Genomic DNA, 23,880 nt, shown 5'->3' with positions numbered 1-23,880 from the left:
TGTTTAGCTTCTTTAACTGTTTTAATTCAAGACATATATTTTAAACCTATCAAACCATGAGTGAAAAGAAATTTTTTGAGATGCCAGCTAGGGTGTAAGGCAGATTACTATCAGTGCGAGTTAGATAATTAATACGGTCATATTAAGTTGATCGAGGATAAGCTTTAAAAATTTAGAGCGTTATTGGCTAAATTGCTGTTAGTAAGGGAGTTTGGATAGTCTCTTTAGGTTTTGCTTGTTGAGCAAATTTTGAACAAATGTGATAAAATCCACTATCAGCCCCCTTTGAACCTCCCGCCCCAGTCCGCCATAATCCACCCCTTCCGAACAAAATAACGAGTGCTGTATGACCGACACCTCTGTTTATGAGGCCACAGAGCGCCTGCCGTTAAAGGAGTACACCGAAAAGGCGTACCTGGATTACTCCATGTATGTGATCCTGGACCGCGCCCTGCCGAATATCGGTGACGGCCTTAAGCCTGTACAGCGGCGTATTGTCTACGCCATGAGCGAGCTGGGCCTGAAGAATACTGCCAAGTATAAAAAGTCCGCACGCACCGTCGGCGATGTGATCGGTAAGTACCACCCCCACGGCGATAGCGCGGTGTACGAGGCGATGGTACTGATGGCGCAGCCCTTTAGTTATCGCTACCCCCTGATTGACGGCCAGGGCAACTGGGGCTCGCCGGATGATCCCAAGTCCTTTGCCGCGATGCGTTACACCGAGTCGCGCATGGGTAAATATTCGGAAGTGCTGCTGTCGGAGCTGGGTCAGGGCACTGTGGACTGGCAGCCCAACTTTGACGGCACCATGGATGAGCCCTGCGTACTACCTGCGCGGGTGCCCAATATTCTATTGAACGGTACCACCGGTATTGCCGTGGGCATGGCTACGGATATTCCCCCACATAACTTGCGCGAAGTGGTCAACGCGACTGTAGAGCTGCTGGAAAATCCCAAGGCCACAGTAGAAGAGCTGTGTGAGCATATTCTCGGCCCGGATATGCCCACTGAGGCAGAGATTATTACGCCGCGGGATGATATCCGTAAGATTTACACCTCCGGTCGCGGTTCTATCAAGATGCGCGCCCTGTGGAGCAAGGAAGACGGTGATATTGTCATTACCGCGCTGCCCCATCAGGTGAGCGGTGCCAAGGTACTGGAGCAGATCGCCCAACAGATGCAGGCGAAGAAGCTGCCCATGGTGAGCGACTTGCGCGATGAGTCGGATCACGAAAACCCGACTCGCCTGGTAATTGTGCCGAAGTCCAACCGGGTGGATATGGAATCGGTGATGAATCACCTGTTCGCCACCACTGATCTTGAGCGCAACTACCGCGTCAATATGAATATGATCGGTATCGACGGGCGCCCGCAGGTGAAATCCCTCGATAAAATCCTGCGGGAGTGGCTGACTTTCCGCGCTACTACCACCCGCCGTCGTCTCCAGTTTCGTCTGGATAAAGTTGAGAAGCGCCTGCACCTGTTGGCAGGTTTGCTGGTTGCTTTCCTCAATATTGATGAAGTGATCGAGATTATCCGCACCAGTGACGAGCCCAAGCAGGAGCTGATGGATCGCTTTGAGCTCACGGATATCCAAGCGGACTATATCCTCGATACCAAGCTGCGACAGTTGGCGCGCCTGGAAGAGATAAAGATTCGCGGTGAGCAGGCGGAGTTGGAAAAAGAGCGCGATACACTCACCAAGACCCTCAACAGTGAGCGTCGCCTCAAGACTTTGATCAAGAAAGAGCTTCTAGCTGCTGCCAAAGAGTTTGGCGACGATCGCCGTTCCCCGATTGTGGCTCGTGAAGAGGCCAAGGCGTTTAGTGAATCCGAGCTGCTGTCCTCAGATCCCATCACCGTTATCGTTTCTGAAAAAGGTTGGATTCGCGCGGCTAAGGGCCATGAAATTGATGCGGCAGCGCTCAGTTATAAGGCGGGGGACAGTCTCGGTTTTGCCGCGCGGGGCAAGAGTAACCAGCCCGCGTTATTACTCGATAGCACCGGTCGCAGTTACTCCATTGCCTCCCATACTTTGCCTTCGGCACGAGGGCAGGGCGAACCCCTCAGCGGGCGTATCAATCCCCCCTCCGGTGCCACCTTTGAGGGCTTGTTGATGGGCCCTGATGAGCAGCGAGTGTTACTGGCTTCCGATGCGGGCTATGGCTTTATCGCCAAGCTCTCTGATTTGCAGTCGCGCAATAAGGCGGGTAAAGCCATGCTGACCCTGCCCAAGGGGGCTCAGGTACTTTCACCTCAATTGCTGGAGAGTCTCGATGACGTTCTGCTGGCAGCGGTGACCACTGAAGGGCGCATGTTGGTATTCCCGGTGACTGAATTGCCGGAATTGTCCAAAGGCAAGGGCAACAAAATTATCAATATCACTTCAGCCCGCGCTGCGGCCCGCGAAGAGGTGGTCATCGGTGTTGCCGTATTGAAGGGCAGGGACCAACTGGTCGTTCACGCCGGTAAGCGCCATACCAAGATCAAGATCTCGGAGATGGATCACTATCGCGGCGAGCGTGGCCGGCGCGGCAACAAGCTGCCCCGGGGCTTCCAGAAGGTCGATAAGATCGAGGTTCTGGAGAAATAGACCATCCCGGATGCAGGTCGAAAGGGCGGTCCTAGTGACCGCCTTTTTTAATGGGGTTTTGGGATATTGATAACTCGCACATTGATGAAATAATAAGCAGGCTTATAATGAGCGGCCTTAGACAGGGAGAGCAGATATGTCCAGGGAAGATGCCGTTACTGAAATGAGTTTTGAACTACACAGTGCAGCACGGCTGCTGCGGCGCAACTTTGACCGCAGGGCCAAGGATCATGGCCTCAGTGGGTCTCGTTGGCAGGTGCTTTGGCATCTATTGCGTGAGGAGGGTCTCAAGCAAGCGGAATTGGCCGAGCGCCTGGACCTGGCGCCGATCAGCCTTGCGCGCCAGCTTGATAACCTCCAGCAGGAGGGGTTCGTGGAACGGCGCCCGGACCCGGATGACCGGCGCTGTTACCGTATTCATCTTACGGAGCAGGCAATGCCGGCCCTTGAGCTACTGGGCGGCGTAGCCCAGCAGACCCGCAGTGAGGCACTTGCGGGCTTTTCCGCCGCAGAGGTGGATCAATTGCAGGCGTTCCTATTGCGGCTGCGCAAGAATCTGACACGTGAAGAGATTGAATGTGACTGAAAAACTGTCCAATAAGCTAGACCGCGCCGGGCAACGAGAGTTCGCACTCTCATTTTTCCTGGTACTTTCTGTCCTGATTGTGGGATGGAACCTTTTGCGCGGTGGCGATATTGTCGAGACAGAAAACGCTTACGTGAAAGCGGACAAGATTTCCCTGGCGCCTGAGGTCAGTGGCGTGGTCACCCAGGTTCTGGTGAGCGCCAATCAGGTGGTGGAAAAAGGCCAGCTACTGATTCAAATTGACCGTACGGCCTTCGAGCTGGCGGTAACTGAGGCGGAGGCGCGCCTGGCCCAGGTGCGCAACGAATTGCTCGCTCGTCGTTCGGAATATGCTGAGGCGGATGCAGCGTTGCAGCAGGCACGGAAAGATGCGGACTTTTACCGCCGCCAGTTGGAGCGCAATGAAAAACTGAGCAAGGTGGCGTTTTCCGAGGCGGAGCTGGACAGCGCCCGCCAGCAGTTGGAGAGGGCCCGTGCACAGATCACTATTAATGCTGAGAAGCTCTCCAGCTTGCGCGCTGAATTGGGGGGCGACCCGAGCATTGCCCTGGAAGAGCAGGCAGATTTAAAAGTGGCTCAAGCGCAACTGGATACAGCCCGCTACCAATTATCGCGCACGCGCATTATTGCTCCCGTGGATGGCACTATCGCCAATACCGTACCCAAGGTGGGGGAGATGGCCACTCTGGGCATTAACCTGCTGCAAATGATTGGCTCCACTGGCCTTTGGGTGGAGGCCAACCTGAAAGAGACCGAGCTGGGTCGCGTGCGCACGGGTCAGCAAGCGGAAGTGACCCTGGATGCCTACCCGGATTTTGAGTGGCAGGCTCAGGTGGACAGTATGAGCCCCGCCAGTGGCAGTGAGTTTGCTTCCACACCGCCGCAGAATGCCAGTGGCAAGTGGGAGAAAGTCGTGCAGCGGGTGCCGGTGCGATTGCGTCTATACCCCCTCAAGGATTCTCCGCCTCTGCGCGCAGGTATGAGCGCCAAGGTACGAATTGATACCAGTGAAGACGATAAAGTGGTGTCGGCCCGTGCAACGAGCGGTGAAAGCGGCAGGGTGGTGCTTTAACTGGGTTTGAGAGAGAGGGTTCTGGGCCCGATAGAACTCGGGCCCGAAAGCTGCACTAAGTTGTTTATTGAACTCGGTGCCAAGTTTGGGTGCGGTAGAGGAAGCCCAGGTAGCCGCGCAGCTTAAGGGTGTTGTCATCCTCCAGCCAGACTTTCAGGTCGTAAACCTTGCCTTTTACCGGGTCGAGAATTTCCCCGTCCTCGTATTTTTTCCCTTTCTTTTCCAACCCGCTAATGACATCCATGCCGACAATGGGCTTACCTTTCAGGTCGCCTGGGCACTTGTCGCAAACAGTGTCGTTAGGCTTCATCAGAAGATCCACTACCTTGCCATAATACTTCCCATCCTTTTCATAGATGTTGACGATGGACTTTGTTTCTCCGGTCTCGTCATCGATAGTGCGCCAGTTGCCCAGGATATCTGCAGCACTGGCCTGCAGGGCGAACAGCAGGCCAAAGGTGGCCAGAAGCAGGTTTCTAATCATCACTTATTTTCCTATGTAAAGTAGGGTGACCCAGATCTTACATCAAGTCATCCCCAAGGGCAGTGGGCAAGTCGTCATCAGGTAAAATCTAACAGCCAAAAAGTAGCATTTGCCCACATTTACCTACTTTTTCGATATATTTGTTCCAATTTCGAGACGTTAAGAAGAGCAGCTCAGGGGAATGCGCTTACCGGATTCTGGTGGCGCACTGGCCCAGGCTTCGTGTTCCGGGTGCTCGGCGAATGGGGATTGCAGTAACTGGCGCAAAGTCCGCAAGGGATGATAGTCGCCATCTTCGGCGGCCTCGATGACCTTCTGTGCCAAATAGTTGCGCAGAATATATTTGGGGTTGACTGAGAGCATAGCCAGATTGCGTTCGCGGGAGTTGTTGGTCTCTCTGGCGAGGCGACGGTCGTAGTGCCCCAGCCACTTATCCAGTGCGCTGTGGTGAGTAGGATTGAGTAGTTCGTGCAGCCCCGTGGCCGGTCGCTCACCCCGATAGTGCGCCAGAGCGCGGAAAAACAGGGTGTAGTCGGCCTGGCTTTGCTGTAACAACTCGAGCAATTCTGCGCAGAGGGCCTGGTCGCCATCCTCTTCCCGCTCCAGCCCCAGTTTTGCCCGCATTCGTTGGGCGTAGACCTCGCTCACCACAGGCTGGAACTGCTCCAGGCACTCGCGCAGAGCGTCTACGCCCACAAAAGCCGAGAGCGCATGGGCCAGTGCATTCAGGTTCCAGAGCACGACGCCCGGCTGTTGCTCGAAGGCATAGCGGCCAGTGTGGTCCGAATGGTTGCAGATAAAAGTGGGATCGTAGTCATCCAGGAATGCATAGGGTCCGTAGTCGAAGGTATCGCCAATAATCGACATGTTATCAGTATTGAGTACACCGTGGGCAAAGCCTACGGACTGCCAGGCGGCAACCAGTTCGGCGCTGCGCCGGGTGGTAAAACGCAGCAGTGCCTCGGCCTGATCGACCACAGCCATACCTTCGGTGCCCGGTATAAAGCGGCGGCAAATAACTTCGATCAGCTCCTGTAGGGCCTCCAGCTGTTTGGTGTAAAACAGGTATTCAAAGTGCCCGAAACGCACATGACTTTCGGCAACACGGATGAGCATGGCTCCGGTTTCGATCTTCTCTCGGGTTACGGGCTCGTCACTGCCGACAATACACAGCGCGCGGGTACTGGGTATCCCCAGGCCGTATAGGGCTTCGCTGGCGAGGTACTCCCTTATCGTTGAGCGCAAAACGGCGCGGCCATCACCAAAGCGGGAGTAGGGGGTCTTACCGGCGCCTTTGAGGTGCAGCTCCCAGTATCGACCTTCACTTTCAATCTCTCCCAATAATAGAGCGCGGCCGTCGCCAAGATCCGGGTTGTAGACCCCAAACTGATGGCCGGTATATTTCATCGCGAAGGGGCGACTTCCCTTAAATAGCCTAGCCCCGCAGCCTAGCTCGGCCCAAGCCGGGTCGGATTTCTCATTGGGATCTATACCCAGCAGTTGCAGAACCGCCGGGTTGGTATCTATTACCTTGGGGTGGCGAAAAGGCGTTGGCGCCACGGTGGTGCCAAAGGCTTCCCCAAGATCGGCATAGCGGTGTTCGAGAGTAACTTCGCTGAGTTTCATAGCTTTTTATTGTAGGGTGGGTTGCCGCTTGAAGCGCTAGGGTCGCAGGGTAACCCACTTGGAGTTAAACCGCAGTCACGTGCAGCGGGCGGTTTTGAGAGCGCCAGTGAAGCTCCTCCTGCTCAAGTAGCTCGGCAACCGCCGGGCTCTCCTCCAACCATTGCTGATCGGCCTCTAAATGATAGGAGTCTCCCTGGTCATAGAGTTTCAATCCATCCAGGCTGCGCTCGGTACGGTCGCGGTGAATGATACAGCCCAGACGCAGGCAAAGTAGCAGGTCCGGGCTGGGGTGAAAGCCATAGTGCTCGCGCGGCGGCTTGATACGCCCGCGCTGGTTGTGCACCAGATAGGCCAGGTGCTCCTGTTCACTTCTGGAGAAGCCGGCCAGGTCTGCGTGCTTAATCATATAGGCGCCAAGCTTGCGAAAACTGCTGTGGGTTAGTGCGAGCCCGGTTTCGTGAAGTTGGATTGCCCAGTGTAGGCGCACCTTGCCCTCTGGCGAGTACTGGGGGCGCAATTGTTGCAGAAGATTGAGAGAAGTTGAACTGACACGCCGCGCTTGGTTGGTGTCCACCTGCCAGCGCTTCACCATCGCGGCAATGGTATCTGCGCGACGATCTCCGCCGTGCAGGCGCCCAGCCAGGTCGTGCACTATGCCCTCACGGATCGCATAGGGGGAAACTTCCATACGCATAATATCCAGCTCGCAAAAAATGGCGTGCAGTATGGCCAGGCCCGCGGCAAATACCGGGCGGCGTTCTTCATCGAGATGGGGTAAATCCAGGTCGGCAATGTGGTCGGCGGAAGCCACCCGGTGAGCGAGCAGGTCAATATCCCCACGCTTTATCGCTTTAACCTCGCCGTTGTTACAGATGCGGGATACCGCTTTAATCGTCCCAGAGCAGCCAGTGACCTCGGCGCCCTCAGCGATATGTTGCAACTCCTGTAGCTCTGCCCGAGCTGCACGCCTTGCGCGCTGGAAGTGGTTAGACGTATTGCGGCTGATCAGGCCATCGGCAAAGAAGCGCTTGCTATAGGAGACACAACCCATCTCCAGGCTCTCCAGTTGTTGCGGTGTGTCACCGCCGCGGACCAGTTCGGTGGAGCCTCCGCCGATATCAATAATGCAGCGCAATCTGGGTGGGCCATTAGCGGCGGCCAGTACCCCATTAAAAATCAGGCGGGCCTCTTCGATGCCGCTGATAATTTCAACCGGCACTCCGAGGATCGACTCCACTTCTTCAAGGAAACCGTCGGCGTTGGCTGCGGCAATGCGTAAGGTATTTGTTCCTACAACACGAACATGGTCCAGCGGCAACTTATCCATTACTGGCTGGAAGCGCTGTAACGCTGCAAGGGCGCGCTCGGTTACTGCCGGGTCTAGGTGGTGATTGATATCCAAGCCTTCAGCCAAGCGGACCATTGCCCGGTCAGTATGTAGCCGTACCATACGCTGATCGCGAAACTCTGCCAGCAGCAGGTGGAAACTGTTTGAGCCCAGGTCGAGGGCGGCGTAGCGTTCGTTTGGTGTTTGCATCAATATCCCGCTGAAGGCGCCAAGAAATAGAGTTGGACACTCTATTATTCATCTTGCCACTTTCTAGTCCAATAATTGGTTGAGTTACTTTTAAATGCACCACAACGGCGCCACTTGCAACAATATTACAGAATTGTGAAATTTATTTTATAAATAAAAGATATTTTTTGTTTATTTGTACCAAATTGGGCTGGAAGTAGTGTGGCAGAAAATTATAGGGCCATAATAGATTGCTAAATTTCTATTGAAGCTTGCCCGTGGCTGCATTTCAGTGGCATATTTATTTGCTTAATATTGATTTCTTATCCCTGTGCTTTAGATTGTTTTCCAGAATTATCTGGGCTTGTAAGCAGTCGTAAGATCCCGGGTGCGTTTTACGGTTTTGCCATGTCTAATGATGTGCCTCTATTCCCTAAAGAGTTGAGCTGGCTCTCCTTCAACGAACGTGTTTTGCAGGAAGTTGAAGATGAGGATGTACCTATTATCGAGCGGGTACACTTCCTGGGTATTTTTTCCAACAATCTGGACGAGTTTTTTCGTGTGCACGTTGCAGCGGTGCGTCGTTTAGCGGCTTTTTCTGTTGGTGGAGACAAGAAAGAATACTTTAGTAACTTATTGCAGTCGATTAATGACCGGGTACAGCGATTGCAGCTGCGATATGCAAAGGCCTATAACAAAGCCTTAAAGGACCTGGGCAAACACGGTATTCATGTAGTTAGGGAAACGGCTCTCAGCGAGAACCAGCGCCAGTTTGTGGAGAGTTATTTTCACCGGGAAGTGCTGCCAGAGTTGGAGCCATTCTTTATCGATGGGCGCAAGCCCATGCCGCTAATTAATGAAACCAGCATATATTTTGCAATAGCACTTGAGTTGGATGATGGGGCTGAGCGTTATGTAGCAATGGAGATTCCTACAGATACACTACCCCGGTTTGTGGAGATTCCACCGCGGGAAGGTAAGCGGGAGAAGGTCTACATAGTTCTCGATAATATCATCCGCGCTTGTCTCAAAGAAATATTTCGCCATGTGGTACCTATAGTAAAAGCGAGAGCCTATACCTTTAAGATCAGTCGCGATGCTGAACTGGAGTTGAGTGAAGAGGTTACCCAGAATATTCTCGATCGTATGGAGCGCTCATTGAAAAAGAGAAAACGCGCAGATCCCGTGCGCATGGCATACGATGGCGATATGCCAGAGATTATGCTGGAGTTGGTGAAGAAAAAATTGAAAATGGGGCGCTATGATACCTATACCCCCGGTGGGCGTTATCATAACTCCAAAGACCTGATGAAGTTTCCTGGAGAGTCATCTCGACTTCAATATAAGCGCCTGACGCCGCTGCCGGCATTGCCAAAAAATGAAAGTGTATTCTCACAATTACGTGCGGGTGATCGGCTTTACTACTACCCTTATTATGACTTTCACGCGATTGTGAATTTTTTAGCTTCTGCAGCTCTAGATCCTCAAGTCAAAGAGATTCGTATCAATCTCTATCGGGTGGCCAAGAATTCTCGTGTAATTTCAGCCCTGGTCAATGCGGTACGCAACAATAAAAAAGTGACGGCAGCGGTGGAATTGCGGGCGCGTTTTGATGAGAAAGCCAACATTCACTGGTCCCATGAGCTGAGTGAGGCTGGAGTTAATGTGATCTATGGAATGTCTGATCTCAAGGTACACTGCAAGCTGATTTCTGTACTTCGCCGTGAAGATGGTAAGGATCGTTTCTACAGTCATCTCGGAACTGGAAACTTTAATGAGAGCACGGCAAAGGTCTATTGTGATTTCAGCTTGTTGACCTGTAATCAGGAGCTAGGGCGAGATGTTTACAACGTGTTTGAGTTTATGCAAACACCTCATAAGCGCCCTTCTTTCAAGCGTATTATCACCTCACCGTTTTTCTTCCGAGATGAGATTACTGAAGCAATCGATCGAGAAATTTCTGCTGCCCAGTCGGGTCAGAAAGCTGGGTTATTTTTCAAATGTAATAGCCTTGTTGATAGCCAGATTATCGAGCAGCTTTACCGTGCCAGTGCTGCTGGAGTAAAGATCCATATTATTGTACGTGGAATGTGCTCGCTGGTTTGTGAAACCCCGGGGGTGTCCGACAATATCCGTATTATCAGTTTGGTGGATAAATACCTGGAGCATGCCCGGGTTTATATTTTCCACAATGGGGGCGATGAACTGATGTGGCTGTCTTCGGCGGACCTGATGAAACGAAATCTGGATCAACGGGTTGAAGTTACTTTCCCGGTTGTGAATCCAGAGCACCAGGCCACTATCCGAAAAATTATGGAATTGCAGTGGAGCGATAACCAGAAGGCGCGCCTGATTGACGCTAAACAGACAAATTCAAAGCTGGCTAATGCTGGGCGTAAGGGCTGTCGATCGCAAGATGCAATCTACCGCTTTTTGAAGCAGCGTGAGACTGAATAGCTGATTGAAAACCATCCAGTCACTGGAAGTCTTAAAAGATGACCTTTCAGTTTGTCTGTCAAGTCATAAACCTGATTTTTGCTATTGCCCCAACTCCTAAAGCATAAAGTTCTCTCATTAGCCTACCCCTTTATTAAGTTGCCATTCAGTGTTGCCTCAGATTTGTTATCTAAGCGAAACTCTGCTATCGATTTGGATAATATCGCGAGGGATTTATAGCCAAAAGTTACCTGACATCTTGTTCTACAATTAAATAGTTAGATAGATTTTAAGCTCTGTCCTAACAGGGCTGAATAGATGTATGTGAATGGTAATCTGGCTGTTGGTGATTGATAGTAGAAGTGCTCTATCCATGCCAAATAATACTCCTCTATTTCCCAGTGAATTAAGCTGGTTGTCTTTTAATGAACGAGTGCTACAGGAGGCTGAGGATGAGACAGTCCCGGCTATCGAACGGGTGTATTTTCTCGGTATTTTCTCCCAGAACATGGATGAATTTTTCCGTATAAAGGTTGCCGGTGTGCGGAGGTTGGCGTCTATAGATTCCGGTATGGGACAGAAAGAACATTTTTCTCAACTGCTGAAAACTATCAATGATCGCATTTTAACCCTCGAGAAGCGTTATGCTGAAGCGTATGTAAAAGTTCTATCAGGATTGAGAAAGCATAATATTTATCTTGTACGAGAGGAAACTCTAAATAGTCACCAGTTGGGGGTTGTGAAAAACTATTTTCACCGTCAGGTTTTGCCTGAATTGGAACCATTTTTTATCGATGGCAGATCGCCAATGCCGCTGTTGAATGACAATAATATTTATTTCGCTATCGTACTAAATTTAAAGGGAGAGCCTAAACGATATGCGGTTATGGAAATTCCTACCGCTATTCTTCCCCGTTTTTTAGAGATTCCATCTCGCAAGGGGAGGAAAGAAAAGGTTTATATAGTTCTGGATAATATTATCCGGTTATGCCTTGAGAAAGTTTTTCGTAATGTTCTGTCGATTTTATCTGCTAAGGCCTATATGTTCAAAATAAGTAGAGATGCTGATATTGACCTGGGGGAGTACGTTAACCGAGATATTATTGAACGTGTGGAAAAATCGCTTAAGCAGCGTAAGCGTGCCGAGCCGGTACGGCTTGCCTACGATATGGAAATGCCGAAAACTCTCTTGGAGTTGATAAAGAAAAAGTTAAAAATGGGGGCTAGGGATAGCTATACGCCCGGAGGACGTTATCACAACTCCAAAGATCTAATGAGTTTTGCGTTAGACTCTAAAAGTTATCGGTATAGAAGACCGGCACCATTATTGGCTTTATCTGCAAATGAAAACATCTTTGATCAATTACAGGTTGATGATGGGTTATTTTGTTATCCATATCATGATTTTTGGGCGATAACAAATTTTCTCGCCTCAGCCTCTATTGACCCGCAAGTAAAAGAGATACGTATTACCTTATATCGAATGGCAAAGAATTCGAGGGTAATAGCGGCATTAATCAACGCTGCGAGAAACAATAAAAAAGTGATTGCTGTTGTTGAATTGCGGGCTAGTTTTGATGAAAAAGCCAATATTTACTGGTCCCGTAAATTGATTGAATCCGGTGTATTGGTTGTTTACGGTGTACCTGAAATGGAGGTTCATGCAAAGCTAATTTCTGTGGTCCGTAGAGAGCGTGGAAAAAACCGATTTTACACTCAGTTAGGTACCGGGAATTTTAATGAGAATACAGCTCGTATTTATTGTGATTTCAGTGTGTTGACTAATGATCAAGGCGTTGGGCGTGACATTTATAATTTGTTCGAATTTATGCGATTCCCTAGTACACAGCAGGCCTATAAGCATATTATTGTATCCCCTTTTACATTGAGAAAATCCTTTGAGCAGGCAATTGAGCGAGAGATTGAAGCTGCTCTTGCCGGGCGCAAGGCAGGGATATTCTTTAAGTGCAATAGCCTGATAGATAGCAAATTGATTGCCCATCTTTACCGGGCTAGTGCTGCAGGCGTAGATATACGATTGCTTGTTCGCGGTGAATGCTCCCTGGTTTGTGATACTCCTGGGTTATCTGACAATATTAAAGTGATCAGTTTGGTGGATAAATTTTTGGAGCACGCAAGAATCTATGTTTTTCATAATGGCGGTGAAGAAGTAATGTGGTTGTCTTCTGCAAACCTGAAAAACCGCTGCCTGGACCAACGGATCGAAGTGACTTACCCGGTAACTAACCCTCGACATTTCCGTACGATTAGAAAAATTATGGAATTACAGTGGCATGATAACCAGAAAGCTCGCTTAATTGATGCCGGTCAAACTAATACCAGGATGGCCAATGAGGGGAGCAGAGGTTGCCGGGCACAGGACGCTATTTACCGTTATTTGAAGAAGTGCTCTCAGAAGTAGTTCAGTTTCTTTAATTGGGACTAAAGCCCACCAACTGTCCATCACTAAATGAAAAGCGATATCCCTGCCCCACCTTCAACCGCTGGCCACAGGGGGACTGGATTGTAATACGGGGGTACTGCGGTGTGGAGATCCAGGTCGCAAAGTCGCCTCTGGGGCCTCGCCCCAGCAATTGGTAATAGTCTCCATAGTTGCAGAAGGCCGCGGGTGTACATCTTTCGGCACCCCAGACATAGGCGATTACATCGAACTGTCGAGGCAAACCATATGACTCTATAAACGGTTGCCGGGGGTTTTCCGTAAAGGTAAAGACGTCATCAAAGGATAGGGTAGGAAACCCCCGGGCGGGGGTTGCACAGCTGACCACATGGGGCTTCCCAGTGATTCGTGCGTAAGGAGCAGGGCGCTTTGCAGGGGGGAGCTTGCCGGGAATCGACATCTCGCTGGGGAAATAGCCGCAACCGCTGGCCGTCAGCAGGGAATAAATTGCGGCGATCAGAGCCCAGCGAAAAATATGCACGGATTAACCGCTCCCTTGGAAAAGTCCTCCTACCAATATAGTCATAGATCGTTCGTCTACTTTCGTTGTGAACGGGTATGGGAGCGACGGGGAAAGCGCCACTTACGCCGATAGGGGAAGGCGCTCTCTACATGGCCGGCGCGAATGCGATCCTGTAGCAGTTTCCAGAAGCGGTAGTTGTATAGGTCGCTGTGAAGCTTTTCGAATGCAGCGCGCGCAGTGGGGTTACCTGAGAAAAACAAGCGGAACTCCTCTGGGAAAACGTCGGCTTCAGCAACGGTATACCAGGGCTTGTCGGCCAGTTCCTGCTCTGTGGTATGGGCCTCGGGAATCTTGCGGAAGTTGCACTCCGTCAGTGGGCAGAGTTCATCATAATCGTAGAAGACCACACGCCCGTGGCGGGTAACTCCAAAGTTTTTCAGCAGCATATCGCCGGGGAAGATATTTGCGGCAGCGAGCTGCTTGATGGCATTGCCATACTCTTCCATGGCCTCTTTGGTTTGCTCCTCATTGGCATGTTGCAGGTAGAGGTTGAGGGGCTCCATACGCCGTTCAACATACAGGTGCTTGATGATGACCCGCTTCTCATCAATGATCAGTTTCGAAGGCGCCACTTTTTGTAGCTCTTTAATCAGTTCTTCACTGAACCGATTGCGATAGAAAATAAAGTAAGAGTATTCCTGGGTGTCAGCCATACGACCAACCCGATCGGAGCGGGATACAAACTTGTACTTCTCTTTGACGATCTTCTCGGTAACAGTTTTCGGTTGGTCAAACTCATCTTTGATGACCTTAAATACCACCGGATAGGAGGGCAGTGTAAATACGCTCATGACCATACCCTTGATACCCGGAGCAATAACAAACTTGTCATTGCTGACCTTCATATGGGCGAGGATGTGGCGGTAGAACTCAGTTTTACCATGCTTGTGGAAGCCGATGGAATTGTACAGTTCGGATTTTTCTTTCAGCGGCATAATGGTGGAGAGGAAGCGCACAAAACGGGAGGGGATCGGCGCGTCCACCATAAAGTAGGAGCGCGTAAAACTGAAGATGATACTGGCGGAATCGTTATTGTAGATAAGGGTGTCCACAAAAATACCGCCCCGCCCGTTGTTCAGACAGGGCAGAATCATGGGGATAACTTCGCCATTCAGGATAATACGCCCAACCAAGTAGGCTGCTTTGTTACGGTAGAAAACCGACTCCAGCATATCTACCCGCAAATGCTTCTCGCTGTCCAGGTTTGCCAGAGGGGCACTGCGCAGGGATTCGCAGATATGGGCAATATCCCGCTCCATATTTTCCCAGGGCGTGGAGAAACTGAAATCCTTGAGGATATCTTCAATCATACACTCCAGGCCGTGGCTGGCGTTGTAACTGATATAGATACTGTAATCCCGTAGCGGTTTATCTTCCGGCGCCCGTGACGGCTTTACGAAGATATTGCTGTCGTGAATATTGGTGTGATGAAACTGGCTGCAAAATACTGAATTAAAGAAGGTCTCAGCGATTTCATAGTTGCTGTGATTGGCGATCAGTTGTGCATAAGTGGCGCGAGCGTCGCGCCAAAGTTCCAGTCGATTGGTATCCTTGCTGGTTACTGAGTGGACAAGCTCCACTACCTGGGTGACTTTGGTTTTGTAAAGGTCGATACGGGCTTTGTTGGCCTCGTGTGCGGCCTGCCAGGAGGCAGTCTCAAAGCGGGCCTTGGCGCCCAGAGTGATGTTCTGATAGTCTGCGAAATAGGCGTCAAAACCATTGAGGATGGTTTTAGCGATGCGCCGGGCGGTCGGTGAGTGATTCGTCATGCACTAGACTTTTTTTCTAAGTTACAAGTTACGCTTGCGCCAGCAGCTGCCGTTGATAACGGCGTTGGACCCCTTAAGCATACCTCGCTCCGGTCCTGCCCACTCTGCCGGTGGCTCTAATTAAGCGGATAGTAGCACGGCACGCCGGAGTCCCAATTGAACGATTGGATCAGTAGCTTTGTCTTTTTCTTTGCTGTGATTGACCCGGTGGGTACTCTGCCGGTGTTTATTGCCGTTACCTCTCGCCACGCAGAGTGGCAAAAGCGCAAGATAGCCTGGCTGGCAGTGCTTGTCGCCACCGGTATCTTGTTGTTCTTTCTGGTTGCAGGGCAATTCTTCCTGGAGGCAATTGGCGTTCCCCTCTCTGCATTCCAGGTAGCTGGCGGTGTCGTTCTGTTCCTGTTTGCTCTGACCATGATCTTTGGCGAGAGCAAACCTGAGCAGGAAATTGAAATCATCCGAGAGGGGCATGAGACTGCGATTTTCCCTCTGGCCGTCCCTTCTATCGCTTCACCCGGGGCCATGCTCGCGGCTGTAGTACTCACAGATAACCATCGATTTGATGTGATCCATCAGGTGTCGACCGCATCTGCGATGGTAGCGGTATTGGCGATAGTGATATTGCTGCTACTGACAGCCAACTGGATATATCGTTTTATCGGTGATGCGGGGGCCAGCATCGTAAGTCGCGTTATGGGGCTTATTCTGGCCTCTGTGGCTACAACCAACGTGCTCGTGGGAATTCAACAATTCTTTTCAATTTAGCCGGTGGCGGTTAAAAATGATTTTGAGATTAATGGGTAAAGCTGCTTCCTCTAGTTAGTTGCCGAGTATACTTTTATCCTGTGGTGAAATAGTCATTTTTCTGGATACCCTGGGACTGGTGGACAAATCCTGTTTTTTTGAGTGGTATCCCCCGTTGATATCTGAAGCGGTGAAATGATTGAGCTGTTACTGCTGATTTTTGGCGCACTCATCTGGTATGTCTGTACCCTTGCCGCTGGGGGTGGGGCACTGCTTCTTGTGCCAGTGATTAGTTTTCTAGTGGGTCCACACCTGGTTGCACCAACGGTCACTATTGCCAAGTGCCTGGCCTCCCCCTATCGGGCTCTGGTTTTTTGGTCCTATATCGATTGGAGAGTTATTCGCTGGCTTACCCCTGGTAGTTTGGTGGGGGCGGTATTAGGAGCTTACACCTATACACAGATGGCCCCGGAGTGGATACAAATAGTTGTCGGGCTCTTTTTAATATCCACGATATTTCAGTATCGTTTTGGTAACAGGGAAAAATCTTTCCCTATGACACTGCCATTTTTTCTACCCTTGGGGTTAGTTACTGCCTTCGCTTCAGGTCTTATTGGGGCAATAGGGCCTCTTAAAAACCCATTTTTGCTCAATTATGGTGTTGAGAAGGAGTCTCTGATTGCCACTAAGGCTTTTAATGGCCAATTGATGCAGATTGCGAAGCTAGGCACTTACATTACGTTTTCGGCAATACCTTTAGAGTTGGTGGTTTATGGGGTTGCAGCAGGTCTGGGTGGCATTATTGGTGTGACCCTGGCCAAAAAAAAGTTGCATCAAGTCAGCTTTAAGAGATTCAGAAAGTACACAATATTGGTAATGTTTGTCTGCGGCTTGGCTTTAGTAATAAGAGCGATTTACGACATGGTCTCAGAGGGGGCTGGCTAATTACAATGCCGAAGTTTCTGAGTCACAGGCATTGGTAATTTCAGGGGACTTTGATATCAACTTTACTAGTGGCTGCGTTCAAACCCAGCATAGGTATGATACTGATGCGGTGTTAAGCCTGCATGGCGCGCCTGAAGATCTTTGGGCAGGTCTCCTAAATAGACAACACGACTGGGTTCTGCAGTACTAAGCCAACGTTCAGAATAAGTCTCCCAGGTATCTACATGCTTATGTGCGGCACCTACGTCCTTAAAGTGTTCGTATACAATAATTTTCCCATTGTCAGAAATATAGTACTGGTAATTCAGTGTCCCCGTCTCTTTCTGCGAGGTGACTTCTACCATTTCATTAACAATGGATTTAAAAGCTTGTTCCTGGCCTTTCTTTATCTTCGCCTCCACAATCCAGCCAATATTATTAAACATCATTATCTCAAGTTTTACCTGGTCGATTGCTCTGTAAGTGTGACTGCACAAAGTATGTCTCGACTGGAACATCAAAACCTGTTACTGATTATCAATAAATACATGCTTAGTATGTAGCGTGTCCATGTATTCACGAATAGCCTGGATCTTTCCACCGTCTAAGACTACTAAAAAGTGGTAATGGTTATTATAGACGACACCATTGGTTTTAATACCATAGGACTTCATTTCTACAGCAACCCGGTTGCCCTCACAAGTCCATCCGCTTGCGGTAAGCTTCATCCCTTCGGGAATAGCCTTCCTGATAGAGGTCATTAGTTTGCCAATGGATTGCTTGTCCATGATGCCAGATAGGGGTAATCCCCCAGATATACCCATCGCTTGCCACGTAACTGAATCATCCAATAATTCCAGAGCTTTATCGACTTCAGTGGTAGAGAAATATTGAAAGAATGCGTCTATAATGGCTATCTTTTTCCTTCTATCCATTATGTTGCCTCTTGCAATATCATGAATGTTTCATCAAGCATAGGCCTGTTATAAATATCAAGCTGAAAAATGATTTTATTGGATTTTGGGTAAGGCCGCTATTACGGAAAAGATAGAAGTGAGTAAATCAAATTGTTATATCCCTTTACAATGTGCTTCTGAGGCAGGTTGGTCAGTTTGAATATAGACCGCTTTCTTAGATACATAGATTGATTTTTCAGTAAGTTTATAAATGTGAAATTTAAATATATGGTCAAAATAAGGGGTGCTGAAGATCTGCTTGATCAGATTTTTAATTCTGAAATTTTCGATTTTTCCATTAACAAATTTGGAGTTATTAAAATCGTGATTTGTAGGATCAAGATCCAAAGCTTGATGGATAACTACGTCTTCTGATCACTGTGTATATATTGCTTATATACACAAAATCATCTAAATATCCTAAGGATCAATACTATTTTCAGGTTCAATGAATTAAGAGAAAGTATTTATATTGTTCTGGTTCACTCTGATTGCTGACTCAATAGAATTTGCTACAAGCGTTGGGAGCCCTTAAGTATCGACCAGAATATAGTCAAAAAGTAATCATTAACAGCCCCGTTTATTTTCTGTTTCAAAAGTTATGTATTCGTTAAAGTCTATGTTTCTTGCTTTATTTGAGAGGGCATATCTAGAGTGTAAGGCGGTGTAACGGGTCATCTTGTCTAATGTTGACGTCGAAAGGCAGAAAACACTTTGGTTTACGCTTGATAATTGAAGAGTGTAGTTGCCAAATAGAGGATTAGAACCCAGTTCTACTCTAGCTATTAGCGCATTTTTCAGTATGTTTTTTATGCATAGGTAGGTTTGTACGATCCTTGCCAACCGGCTTATGCCGCTGTCATTTGGTGACTTTCTTGTATTGAGGATATATCTCTGAAATACAAAAAAAATTATTAATCTAAATTGAAGCTCGGTATTTACTATGCTTGATACTGTCTTTATAAAGGCGGATTTTTTCACGCCCTTCCACAGTGACAATGAATAGAACAATTGGCGAATTTCGATTGCTGCTTCAAGGGGTAAGCCCTAAATGGCACCATGGTTTTGTTTACTATGTGGCACTGACAGTACTACTGCTCTTTTCTATGGATAGCCAAGCGCATTCTTGGCTGGATGTCACTTCACTGGAGGTTGGGAGTAAATCCAGTGGCTTGAACGAAATCTGGCATGATCCCACAGGAATGAGCGATATTTCTAAAGCCGAAGCAGCTTATAGAAATAAATACTTTCTGCCTCTGGGCAGTGCAGGGTCGACCGGGATAAAGCCCGGTGCCTTTTGGTCTTATTTCGTACTTAAAAATTCCAGTACGAAACCGGTTGACGTATCGATAGAGTATGTTGATAACCAGCTTGATGGGATTCAAGTCTATTCCAGGATTCGGGAGGGTATGGAGCCCTACACTGAACTGGTTTATTTATCTACGAGTCAACCTTTCTCCACCCGTGAAATTAAGCATCACCGGTTTGCATTTTCAGTAGAGGTTCCCCCATTTTCCTCAACGGAAATGATGGTTAAATTTGACGCTGGGACTCTGGGTGTTGTCTACCCCAATATGCGTATCTGGAAGCCCGAGCAACTGATGGAGCGAAGTAAAGCTGAGGCCATCCTGACCTCCTTTCTTTTTGGAGGATATTTCCTAATGGCTATTCTCGCCTTAATTGGTGCAATTACCATGCGTGAGAATATCCTATATCTTTACTCGGTGTATTCTGCAACCAAGATTTGGGTATGGGGATCTCTGCTGGGATATACCCATCAGTACTTGATACAAGACCATTTCCATTGGAGTTACCAATCACTTAGTAGCGCAGCAGTGATATTGACAGGAATTCTGTTTGCCCGCTGTTTTTTGGAAACCGCAAAGTACACTCCAAGAATGGACAATTTCTTAAAGGTGATGTTATTTAATGGATTGTTCTTGATTGTTTGTGTTGCTTTTCAGTGGGAAGCCCTGGCCCATCTCTCTATGATGCTGGCTTTATTTTTCTACCCCGGTGTTGTCGTTGTCGCACTGGTGCGCTGGCGACAAGGCAATGCCGCCGCTGCTGTATTCGCTCTGGCTTGGCTGATTCTGGTTTTGGGGCTCTTGGTTCAGGCGATGCGCGACTTGGGTTATGTAGTTCATAATCCAATTAACTACTACTGGCCACCGGTTGCTTCCTTTGTTGAGATGCTGGCGATTATGGTGGCTATCGGTCTCATGGTGCAGCGTTTGCGTAAGCAGAAAGAATCGGCGGAAAGGAAATATTTACTGCACCTGGAAGCGTCGAGAACAGACCTGGAGCAGCAGGTTCAGTTACGTACCCAGGAGTTAGAGCACGCTAAGACCAAGGCAGAGCGCGAGGCTCGCACCGATCCCTTAACTGGTATATTTAACCGCCGCTGCTTTTTTGAAGAGGCCAGTAAACAGGTTAAAATGGCGATTAATAATCGCATCCCTCTATGTGTTTTAATGCTGGATATCGATGATTTTAAATCCGTTAATGATGTTCACGGCCATTTAATTGGTGATCAGGCACTTTGTGCTACTGCTCGAGTGATTTCTCAGCATGTGCGGGATGTGGATATCTTTGGACGTATTGGTGGTGAGGAATTTGCCCTGGTACTCAGTGCTGATATTGAAGGTGCTATGGCAGTTGCCAATCGTATTCACCGAGATATCGCAAAAATAGTGATTAAAAGTGCAGTAGGTCAGGCTCAATTTACTGCGAGTATAGGAATTGCCAATTTACAGGAGCGAGAAGATATACTGGAATTAATACGTCGTGCGGACGCTGCGTTATATCAGGCGAAGCGCTCTGGACGTAATCGTATAGTCGAATGTGTCGAAGCTACTTAACGGACATAAGTGACTGCGTTTAGTACTTTGAGGCGTATATTTTCCGGTAGTGGTACTAAGCCCAGGGTACCAGCCTGGCTTTGAGAGTTCCTGCTCAGCATAAATACCAGCATTTGGCGAAGTGCCTTTGCTTTTTCATCATCCTGGTTTGCGTATAGCAGCAACCAGGAAAAGCTGGTAATAGGGTAAGCAGTTTCCCCTTTCGGGTCCCAAACCCAGGCGATAAGGTTTGGGGCTCCGCTAACGGGCAGAGCTTCCTTTGGAAACACCACTTCAGAAAGTGCTTCTGCACCACTCTTGGGGCCTGCTTCAATATAATTACCGGCGTGGTTTTCCAGTAGTGCAACGGGAAGATTGACCAGCTGGGCAAAACCGTGTTCTACGTAACCAATTGCTCCCGGAACTTTTCGAACCTTGGCCGCAACGCCTTGATTGCCTGGTGCTTTTTTAAATCTGGGTATTTTAGGCCAGTTTGGTGTGCGAGCCAGACCAATTTTGTCGCGGAAAGCCTGGCTAAAGCTGCTTAGGTGTCCTGAAAAAATATAGGAAGTCCCTGATCCCTCGGAGCGTGTAACGACAGTAATCTCATCCCTTGGCAATTTGATTTCCGAATTGGTTGCTGCAATTTTGGGATCGTCCCAGTGGGTGATTTCACCGAGGAAAATACCTGCGTAAGCTTCCCGGGATAGCTTCAGGTTATTGATGCCAGGAAGGTTAAATACCAGTACTACCTCACCAGCGGTGACTGGCAATACGACGCCACCTTCTTTCAGGTCGCGTAATTCATCAATCTCAATAGCAGCATCAGAGGCGGCAAAATCTACTGTATGTCCAAGGAAATCGCGAATGCCATCTCCACTACTGCTCATTTCATAAAAAATAAAAATATTATTTTCTCTATGAGTGAACTGCCGAAACCACTCCACATAGATTGGGTAGGGGAAACTGGCGCCGCTGCCCCGGAGATTTACAGGATTTTCTGGTACCTGGGCAGTTCCCGATGTGGCGGCAAGGATAAAACTGGCGGTTGCCAGCACAGCGGTAAGGCGGCGTAAAAGGGTTGCACACCTCGATATCATAGGGACCTCGGCTTATAGGCCTCCGACAACCTGCCTATAGGCGGGGTGAGAGGCCAAAAACTGCTTTAGATTAAAATTTTAGCAGGGTCCCTGGTTTGTCATATCAATTGCCTAGCTACCGACTATTTGGTCGTCCTCACGGTAAATGGCCAGTACCGACGGCCGAGGTGGTAACAGAGGATTATTATCTGGCCAGCGGTGCAGGGGTTGGTCATAAGTGGAGTTGCGTGAATCGGCTGGATGTTGCACGGCAATAAACAGGGTTTTTCCGTCGGGAGTAAATTCCGGCCCGCACACTTCAGCCCCTTGCGGGCAGCCAAAAAAATGCTTGGGTGCGGCCCGCAAAGGCCCCTCAGTCGCCATTGCCCAAAGTCCATCGTGGAACCCAAAGCGCTCACAGCCATCGGTAGCAATCCACATATTGCCCCTGGGATCGAAAGCGACGTTATCGGGATTGGCAAACCAGCCGTGCTCAGAGATATCGTAAGGGGACTGCTGCCCATAGGCGCCCCTTTCAGCCGGGTTTTCAGCATTGGGATTTCCACCAAGTAGAAATTGCTGCCACTGAAATTGTGCGCTTGTGTGGTCGCGGTCTCCCTTCTCCCCGGGGGGCGCTATTTCCAATACATGGCCGGCAGTATTGCGGGCGCGGGGGTTGGCGGCATCGGTATCGCTGCGCTTCTTATTTTTGGTCAGCATTACATAGGTGCAATCATTGTGGGGGTTAGTCTCCACGTCCTCCGGCCGATCCATTGGCGTGGCTCCCAGTAGCGCGGCTGCGCGGCGCGCATCAATCATTACATCTGCTTGATTGCGAAAACCATTCTCTGCGGTCAGTGGGCCCTGGCCATATATCAGCGGCAGCCATTCGCCACTGCCATCGTCGGCAAATCGCGCGGCATAGAGCGTGCCATTAACGAGTAGCTTTCGGTTTGTATCGGGATCTTCGGGCTGATAGTTATCTTGGGATACATAGCGATAGACAAATTGATGTTCATCATCATCGCCGCCGTAAGCAACGATCGGTTGTCCCGGTTTACAGACCAGGGTAAAGCCTTCGTGCTCAAAGCGCCCCAAACTGGTCAGCTTGCGCGGTTTTGATTGGGGGTTATAGGGGTCAAACTCCACCATCCAACCGAAGCGATTGGGCTCATGGGGTTCTACCTGAATATCAAATCGGCGGTCGTGGTCACCCCAGTTGCGATTTTCCGGTTTTATACCAAAAAGTTGATGGTTTTCGATCTCCCGGGAATCTTCGAGCTTTTTTGGGTCTCCCTGAAAAGCGCCGCCAAACCCCTCTTCGGCAATTAATACGGTTCCCCATGGAGTTTTTCCTCCTGCACAGTTACCTATGGTGCCGAGGACCTGGGTTCCGCTGGGATCTTGGCGGGTCTTCAAACGTTCGTCGCCTGCGGCGGGACCGGTGATTTCCATTGGCGTCGTAGAAGTTATCCTCCGGTTATAGGGACTGTCAGCCACTAACTTCCAGCCCTGTTTAGCTCTTTGAATTTCCACGATGGAGTGTCCGCAGGCGGCCTGTTCAATGGCCACATGCTCGGCACTCACTCCCCGGGTGGCACTGTATTCGTCGTTATAACCGGGGAACATTAGATGGGGCTGGGTGTATTCGTGGTTGACACATAAAAGCCCGCGATCACTATTTTTACTTTGTATATGCAGGTACCCCTGGGTGGAACTGGTCCCCGCTGCCAAGGGCATAAAAGCAATAAAATCGTTGTTGTAACCGAATCGCTGTTCCTGGCTACTGGCGCTAAGTTCTTCAGGCTGAAAAGATGTTTCCTCTTTATGTAAAGGGTCTCCCCACCTCAGCAGAACCGTGGATTTATAGCCCTCTGGTAGATGGTGTTGGTAATCCAGTCTATGGGGGATTTCTTTAAAGGTGAGGGAGTTGCGTGTGGGATTTTCACTCCCACTACAGCCGGGTAGTAAGCTGCTTACAGTACCGGTGGCGGTTACACCACCCAAGACTTTAAAAAGAGACCGGCGTGCTGGGTTTTTGGGGCTTTCGTTCATGACTGCTCCATATTTGGCTTCAGTATATGACGCTTTTTACTGTTAATTGCCTTGATGGTTCTTTTTAAGGCGATGGATATCTGTGTAAATAACAGGGCTTACATCTATCGTCGCAGTACTAATTGACTATGTGATGACAAGCTTAAAAAAAATGTCACGTAAAGTTCATAGCGGCCTTCTAGTCTGCGTCCAATTCAATTAACCACCGGTAAT

Annotated in this window: 17 protein-coding genes; 8 read left to right on the top strand and 9 right to left on the bottom strand. The window is 49.2% G+C overall.

What is annotated here, in order from left to right:
• Positions 1–346 precede the first annotated feature (346 nt).
• From parC to BTJ40_RS19475, 3 genes are all read left to right on the top strand, one after another.
• Positions 347–2,596 carry a DNA topoisomerase IV subunit A gene (gene parC, locus BTJ40_RS19485; protein ID WP_108734641.1) on the top strand — a complete coding sequence of 750 codons (2,250 nt, stop codon included), beginning with the start codon at positions 347–349 and terminating at the stop codon, positions 2,594–2,596.
• Positions 2,597–2,732: 136 nt separating this feature from the next.
• On the top strand, positions 2,733–3,182 hold the full coding sequence (locus BTJ40_RS19480) for a MarR family winged helix-turn-helix transcriptional regulator (protein ID WP_108734640.1): 450 nt from the start codon (positions 2,733–2,735) through the stop codon (positions 3,180–3,182).
• Positions 3,175–4,254 carry an HlyD family secretion protein gene (locus tag BTJ40_RS19475; protein ID WP_192879358.1) on the top strand — a complete coding sequence of 360 codons (1,080 nt, stop codon included), beginning with the start codon at positions 3,175–3,177 and terminating at the stop codon, positions 4,252–4,254. Before BTJ40_RS19480 ends, BTJ40_RS19475 begins: the two co-directional genes overlap by 8 nt.
• Positions 4,255–4,318: 64 nt before the next feature.
• On the opposite strand, the gene BTJ40_RS19470 is transcribed toward BTJ40_RS19475, so the two are convergent.
• The 3 genes from BTJ40_RS19470 to BTJ40_RS19460 all read right to left on the bottom strand — a co-directional run bounded on the left by BTJ40_RS19470 (position 4,319) and on the right by BTJ40_RS19460 (position 7,901).
• On the bottom strand, positions 4,319–4,738 hold the full coding sequence (locus BTJ40_RS19470) for a DUF2147 domain-containing protein (RefSeq protein ID WP_108734638.1): 420 nt from the start codon (positions 4,736–4,738) through the stop codon (positions 4,319–4,321).
• 159 nt (positions 4,739–4,897) lie between these two features.
• Positions 4,898–6,364, bottom strand: a complete 1,467-nt coding sequence (locus BTJ40_RS19465; RefSeq protein ID WP_108734637.1) for a YdiU family protein — start codon at positions 6,362–6,364, stop codon at positions 4,898–4,900.
• Between the two features lie 64 nt (positions 6,365–6,428).
• Positions 6,429–7,901, bottom strand: a complete 1,473-nt coding sequence (locus BTJ40_RS19460; RefSeq protein ID WP_108734636.1) for a Ppx/GppA phosphatase family protein — start codon at positions 7,899–7,901, stop codon at positions 6,429–6,431.
• A 387-nt stretch (positions 7,902–8,288) separates the two neighbouring features.
• On the opposite strand from BTJ40_RS19460, the gene ppk1 (BTJ40_RS19455) reads away from it, so the two are divergent.
• Both ppk1 (BTJ40_RS19455) and ppk1 (BTJ40_RS19450) read left to right on the top strand, forming a co-directional pair.
• The gene (ppk1, locus tag BTJ40_RS19455; RefSeq protein ID WP_108734635.1) at positions 8,289–10,337 is read left to right on the top strand and encodes a polyphosphate kinase 1; all 2,049 of its coding nucleotides are present in this window, start codon (positions 8,289–8,291) and stop codon (positions 10,335–10,337) included.
• A gap of 307 nt (positions 10,338–10,644) precedes the next feature.
• Positions 10,645–12,738 (top strand): polyphosphate kinase 1, encoded by a 2,094-nt coding sequence (gene ppk1 / locus BTJ40_RS19450; protein ID WP_238152067.1) that lies wholly within the window; start codon positions 10,645–10,647, stop codon positions 12,736–12,738.
• Between the two features lie 10 nt (positions 12,739–12,748).
• Here the strand turns inward: ppk1 (BTJ40_RS19450) and BTJ40_RS19445 are convergent, their stop codons facing one another.
• Complete coding sequence (locus tag BTJ40_RS19445; RefSeq protein ID WP_108734634.1) at positions 12,749–13,258, bottom strand: hypothetical protein; 510 nt, start codon at positions 13,256–13,258, stop codon at positions 12,749–12,751.
• A 56-nt stretch (positions 13,259–13,314) separates the two neighbouring features.
• Positions 13,315–15,069: a bifunctional isocitrate dehydrogenase kinase/phosphatase gene (aceK, locus tag BTJ40_RS19440; protein ID WP_108734633.1), complete on the bottom strand. Its 1,755-nt coding sequence runs from the start codon at positions 15,067–15,069 to the stop codon at positions 13,315–13,317.
• Between the two features lie 156 nt (positions 15,070–15,225).
• Here aceK and BTJ40_RS19435 point away from each other — a divergent pair, with 156 nt between their 5' ends.
• Positions 15,226–15,834 (top strand): MarC family protein, encoded by a 609-nt coding sequence (locus BTJ40_RS19435; RefSeq protein WP_108734632.1) that lies wholly within the window; start codon positions 15,226–15,228, stop codon positions 15,832–15,834.
• 174 nt (positions 15,835–16,008) lie between these two features.
• Complete coding sequence (locus BTJ40_RS19430) at positions 16,009–16,758, top strand: sulfite exporter TauE/SafE family protein (RefSeq protein WP_108734631.1); 750 nt, start codon at positions 16,009–16,011, stop codon at positions 16,756–16,758.
• A gap of 65 nt (positions 16,759–16,823) precedes the next feature.
• Here BTJ40_RS19430 and BTJ40_RS19425 read toward each other — a convergent pair whose 3' ends face one another.
• Entirely contained in the window at positions 16,824–17,183 is a 360-nt protein-coding gene (locus BTJ40_RS19425; protein WP_157954170.1) for a putative quinol monooxygenase, read from the bottom strand.
• Between the two features lie 81 nt (positions 17,184–17,264).
• Positions 17,265–17,672, bottom strand: a complete 408-nt coding sequence (locus BTJ40_RS19420) for a nuclear transport factor 2 family protein (RefSeq protein WP_108734629.1) — start codon at positions 17,670–17,672, stop codon at positions 17,265–17,267.
• A gap of 1,019 nt (positions 17,673–18,691) precedes the next feature.
• Here BTJ40_RS19420 and BTJ40_RS19410 point away from each other — a divergent pair.
• Positions 18,692–20,554 carry a diguanylate cyclase gene (locus BTJ40_RS19410; RefSeq protein ID WP_238152066.1) on the top strand — a complete coding sequence of 621 codons (1,863 nt, stop codon included), beginning with the start codon at positions 18,692–18,694 and terminating at the stop codon, positions 20,552–20,554.
• On the opposite strand, the gene pstS is transcribed toward BTJ40_RS19410, so the two are convergent.
• Together pstS and BTJ40_RS19400 are read right to left on the bottom strand one after the other, a co-directional pair.
• Positions 20,551–21,633 (bottom strand): phosphate ABC transporter substrate-binding protein PstS, encoded by a 1,083-nt coding sequence (gene pstS, locus BTJ40_RS19405; protein ID WP_108734627.1) that lies wholly within the window; start codon positions 21,631–21,633, stop codon positions 20,551–20,553. The genes BTJ40_RS19410 and pstS overlap by 4 nt on opposite strands.
• Before the next feature lie 111 nt (positions 21,634–21,744).
• Positions 21,745–23,667, bottom strand: coding sequence for a PhoX family phosphatase (locus tag BTJ40_RS19400; protein WP_108734626.1), 1,923 nt, complete (start codon positions 23,665–23,667; stop codon positions 21,745–21,747).
• Positions 23,668–23,880: the final 213 nt, after the last annotated feature.

It is taken from the genome of Microbulbifer sp. A4B17 (assembly GCF_003076275.1).
Classification (GTDB): domain Bacteria; phylum Pseudomonadota; class Gammaproteobacteria; order Pseudomonadales; family Cellvibrionaceae; genus Microbulbifer.
The sequence above is the reverse complement of the archived record's forward strand: the minus strand, read 5'-3'. Positions and strand labels throughout refer to the sequence as shown.

What these genes read in the sequence shown, in the direction of transcription:
- BTJ40_RS19470 (WP_108734638.1), bottom strand. Translation starts at nt 4,738, where the DNA reads ATGATTAGAAACCTGCTTCTGGCCACCTTTGGCCTGCTGTTCGCCCTG.
- BTJ40_RS19460 (WP_108734636.1), bottom strand. Translation starts at nt 7,901, where the DNA reads ATGCAAACACCAAACGAACGCTACGCCGCCCTCGACCTGGGCTCAAAC.
- aceK (WP_108734633.1), bottom strand. Translation starts at nt 15,069, where the DNA reads ATGACGAATCACTCACCGACCGCCCGGCGCATCGCTAAAACCATCCTC.
- BTJ40_RS19425 (WP_157954170.1), bottom strand. Translation starts at nt 17,183, where the DNA reads ATGTTTAATAATATTGGCTGGATTGTGGAGGCGAAGATAAAGAAAGGC.
- BTJ40_RS19400 (WP_108734626.1), bottom strand. Translation starts at nt 23,667, where the DNA reads ATGAACGAAAGCCCCAAAAACCCAGCACGCCGGTCTCTTTTTAAAGTC.
- ppk1 (WP_108734635.1), top strand. Translation starts at nt 8,289, where the DNA reads ATGTCTAATGATGTGCCTCTATTCCCTAAAGAGTTGAGCTGGCTCTCC.
- BTJ40_RS19420 (WP_108734629.1), bottom strand. Translation starts at nt 17,672, where the DNA reads ATGGATAGAAGGAAAAAGATAGCCATTATAGACGCATTCTTTCAATAT.
- pstS (WP_108734627.1), bottom strand. Translation starts at nt 21,633, where the DNA reads ATGATATCGAGGTGTGCAACCCTTTTACGCCGCCTTACCGCTGTGCTG.
- BTJ40_RS19480 (WP_108734640.1), top strand. Translation starts at nt 2,733, where the DNA reads ATGTCCAGGGAAGATGCCGTTACTGAAATGAGTTTTGAACTACACAGT.
- BTJ40_RS19465 (WP_108734637.1), bottom strand. Translation starts at nt 6,364, where the DNA reads ATGAAACTCAGCGAAGTTACTCTCGAACACCGCTATGCCGATCTTGGG.
- ppk1 (WP_238152067.1), top strand. Translation starts at nt 10,645, where the DNA reads ATGGTAATCTGGCTGTTGGTGATTGATAGTAGAAGTGCTCTATCCATG.
- BTJ40_RS19410 (WP_238152066.1), top strand. Translation starts at nt 18,692, where the DNA reads ATGAATAGAACAATTGGCGAATTTCGATTGCTGCTTCAAGGGGTAAGC.
- parC (WP_108734641.1), top strand. Translation starts at nt 347, where the DNA reads ATGACCGACACCTCTGTTTATGAGGCCACAGAGCGCCTGCCGTTAAAG.
- BTJ40_RS19430 (WP_108734631.1), top strand. Translation starts at nt 16,009, where the DNA reads ATGATTGAGCTGTTACTGCTGATTTTTGGCGCACTCATCTGGTATGTC.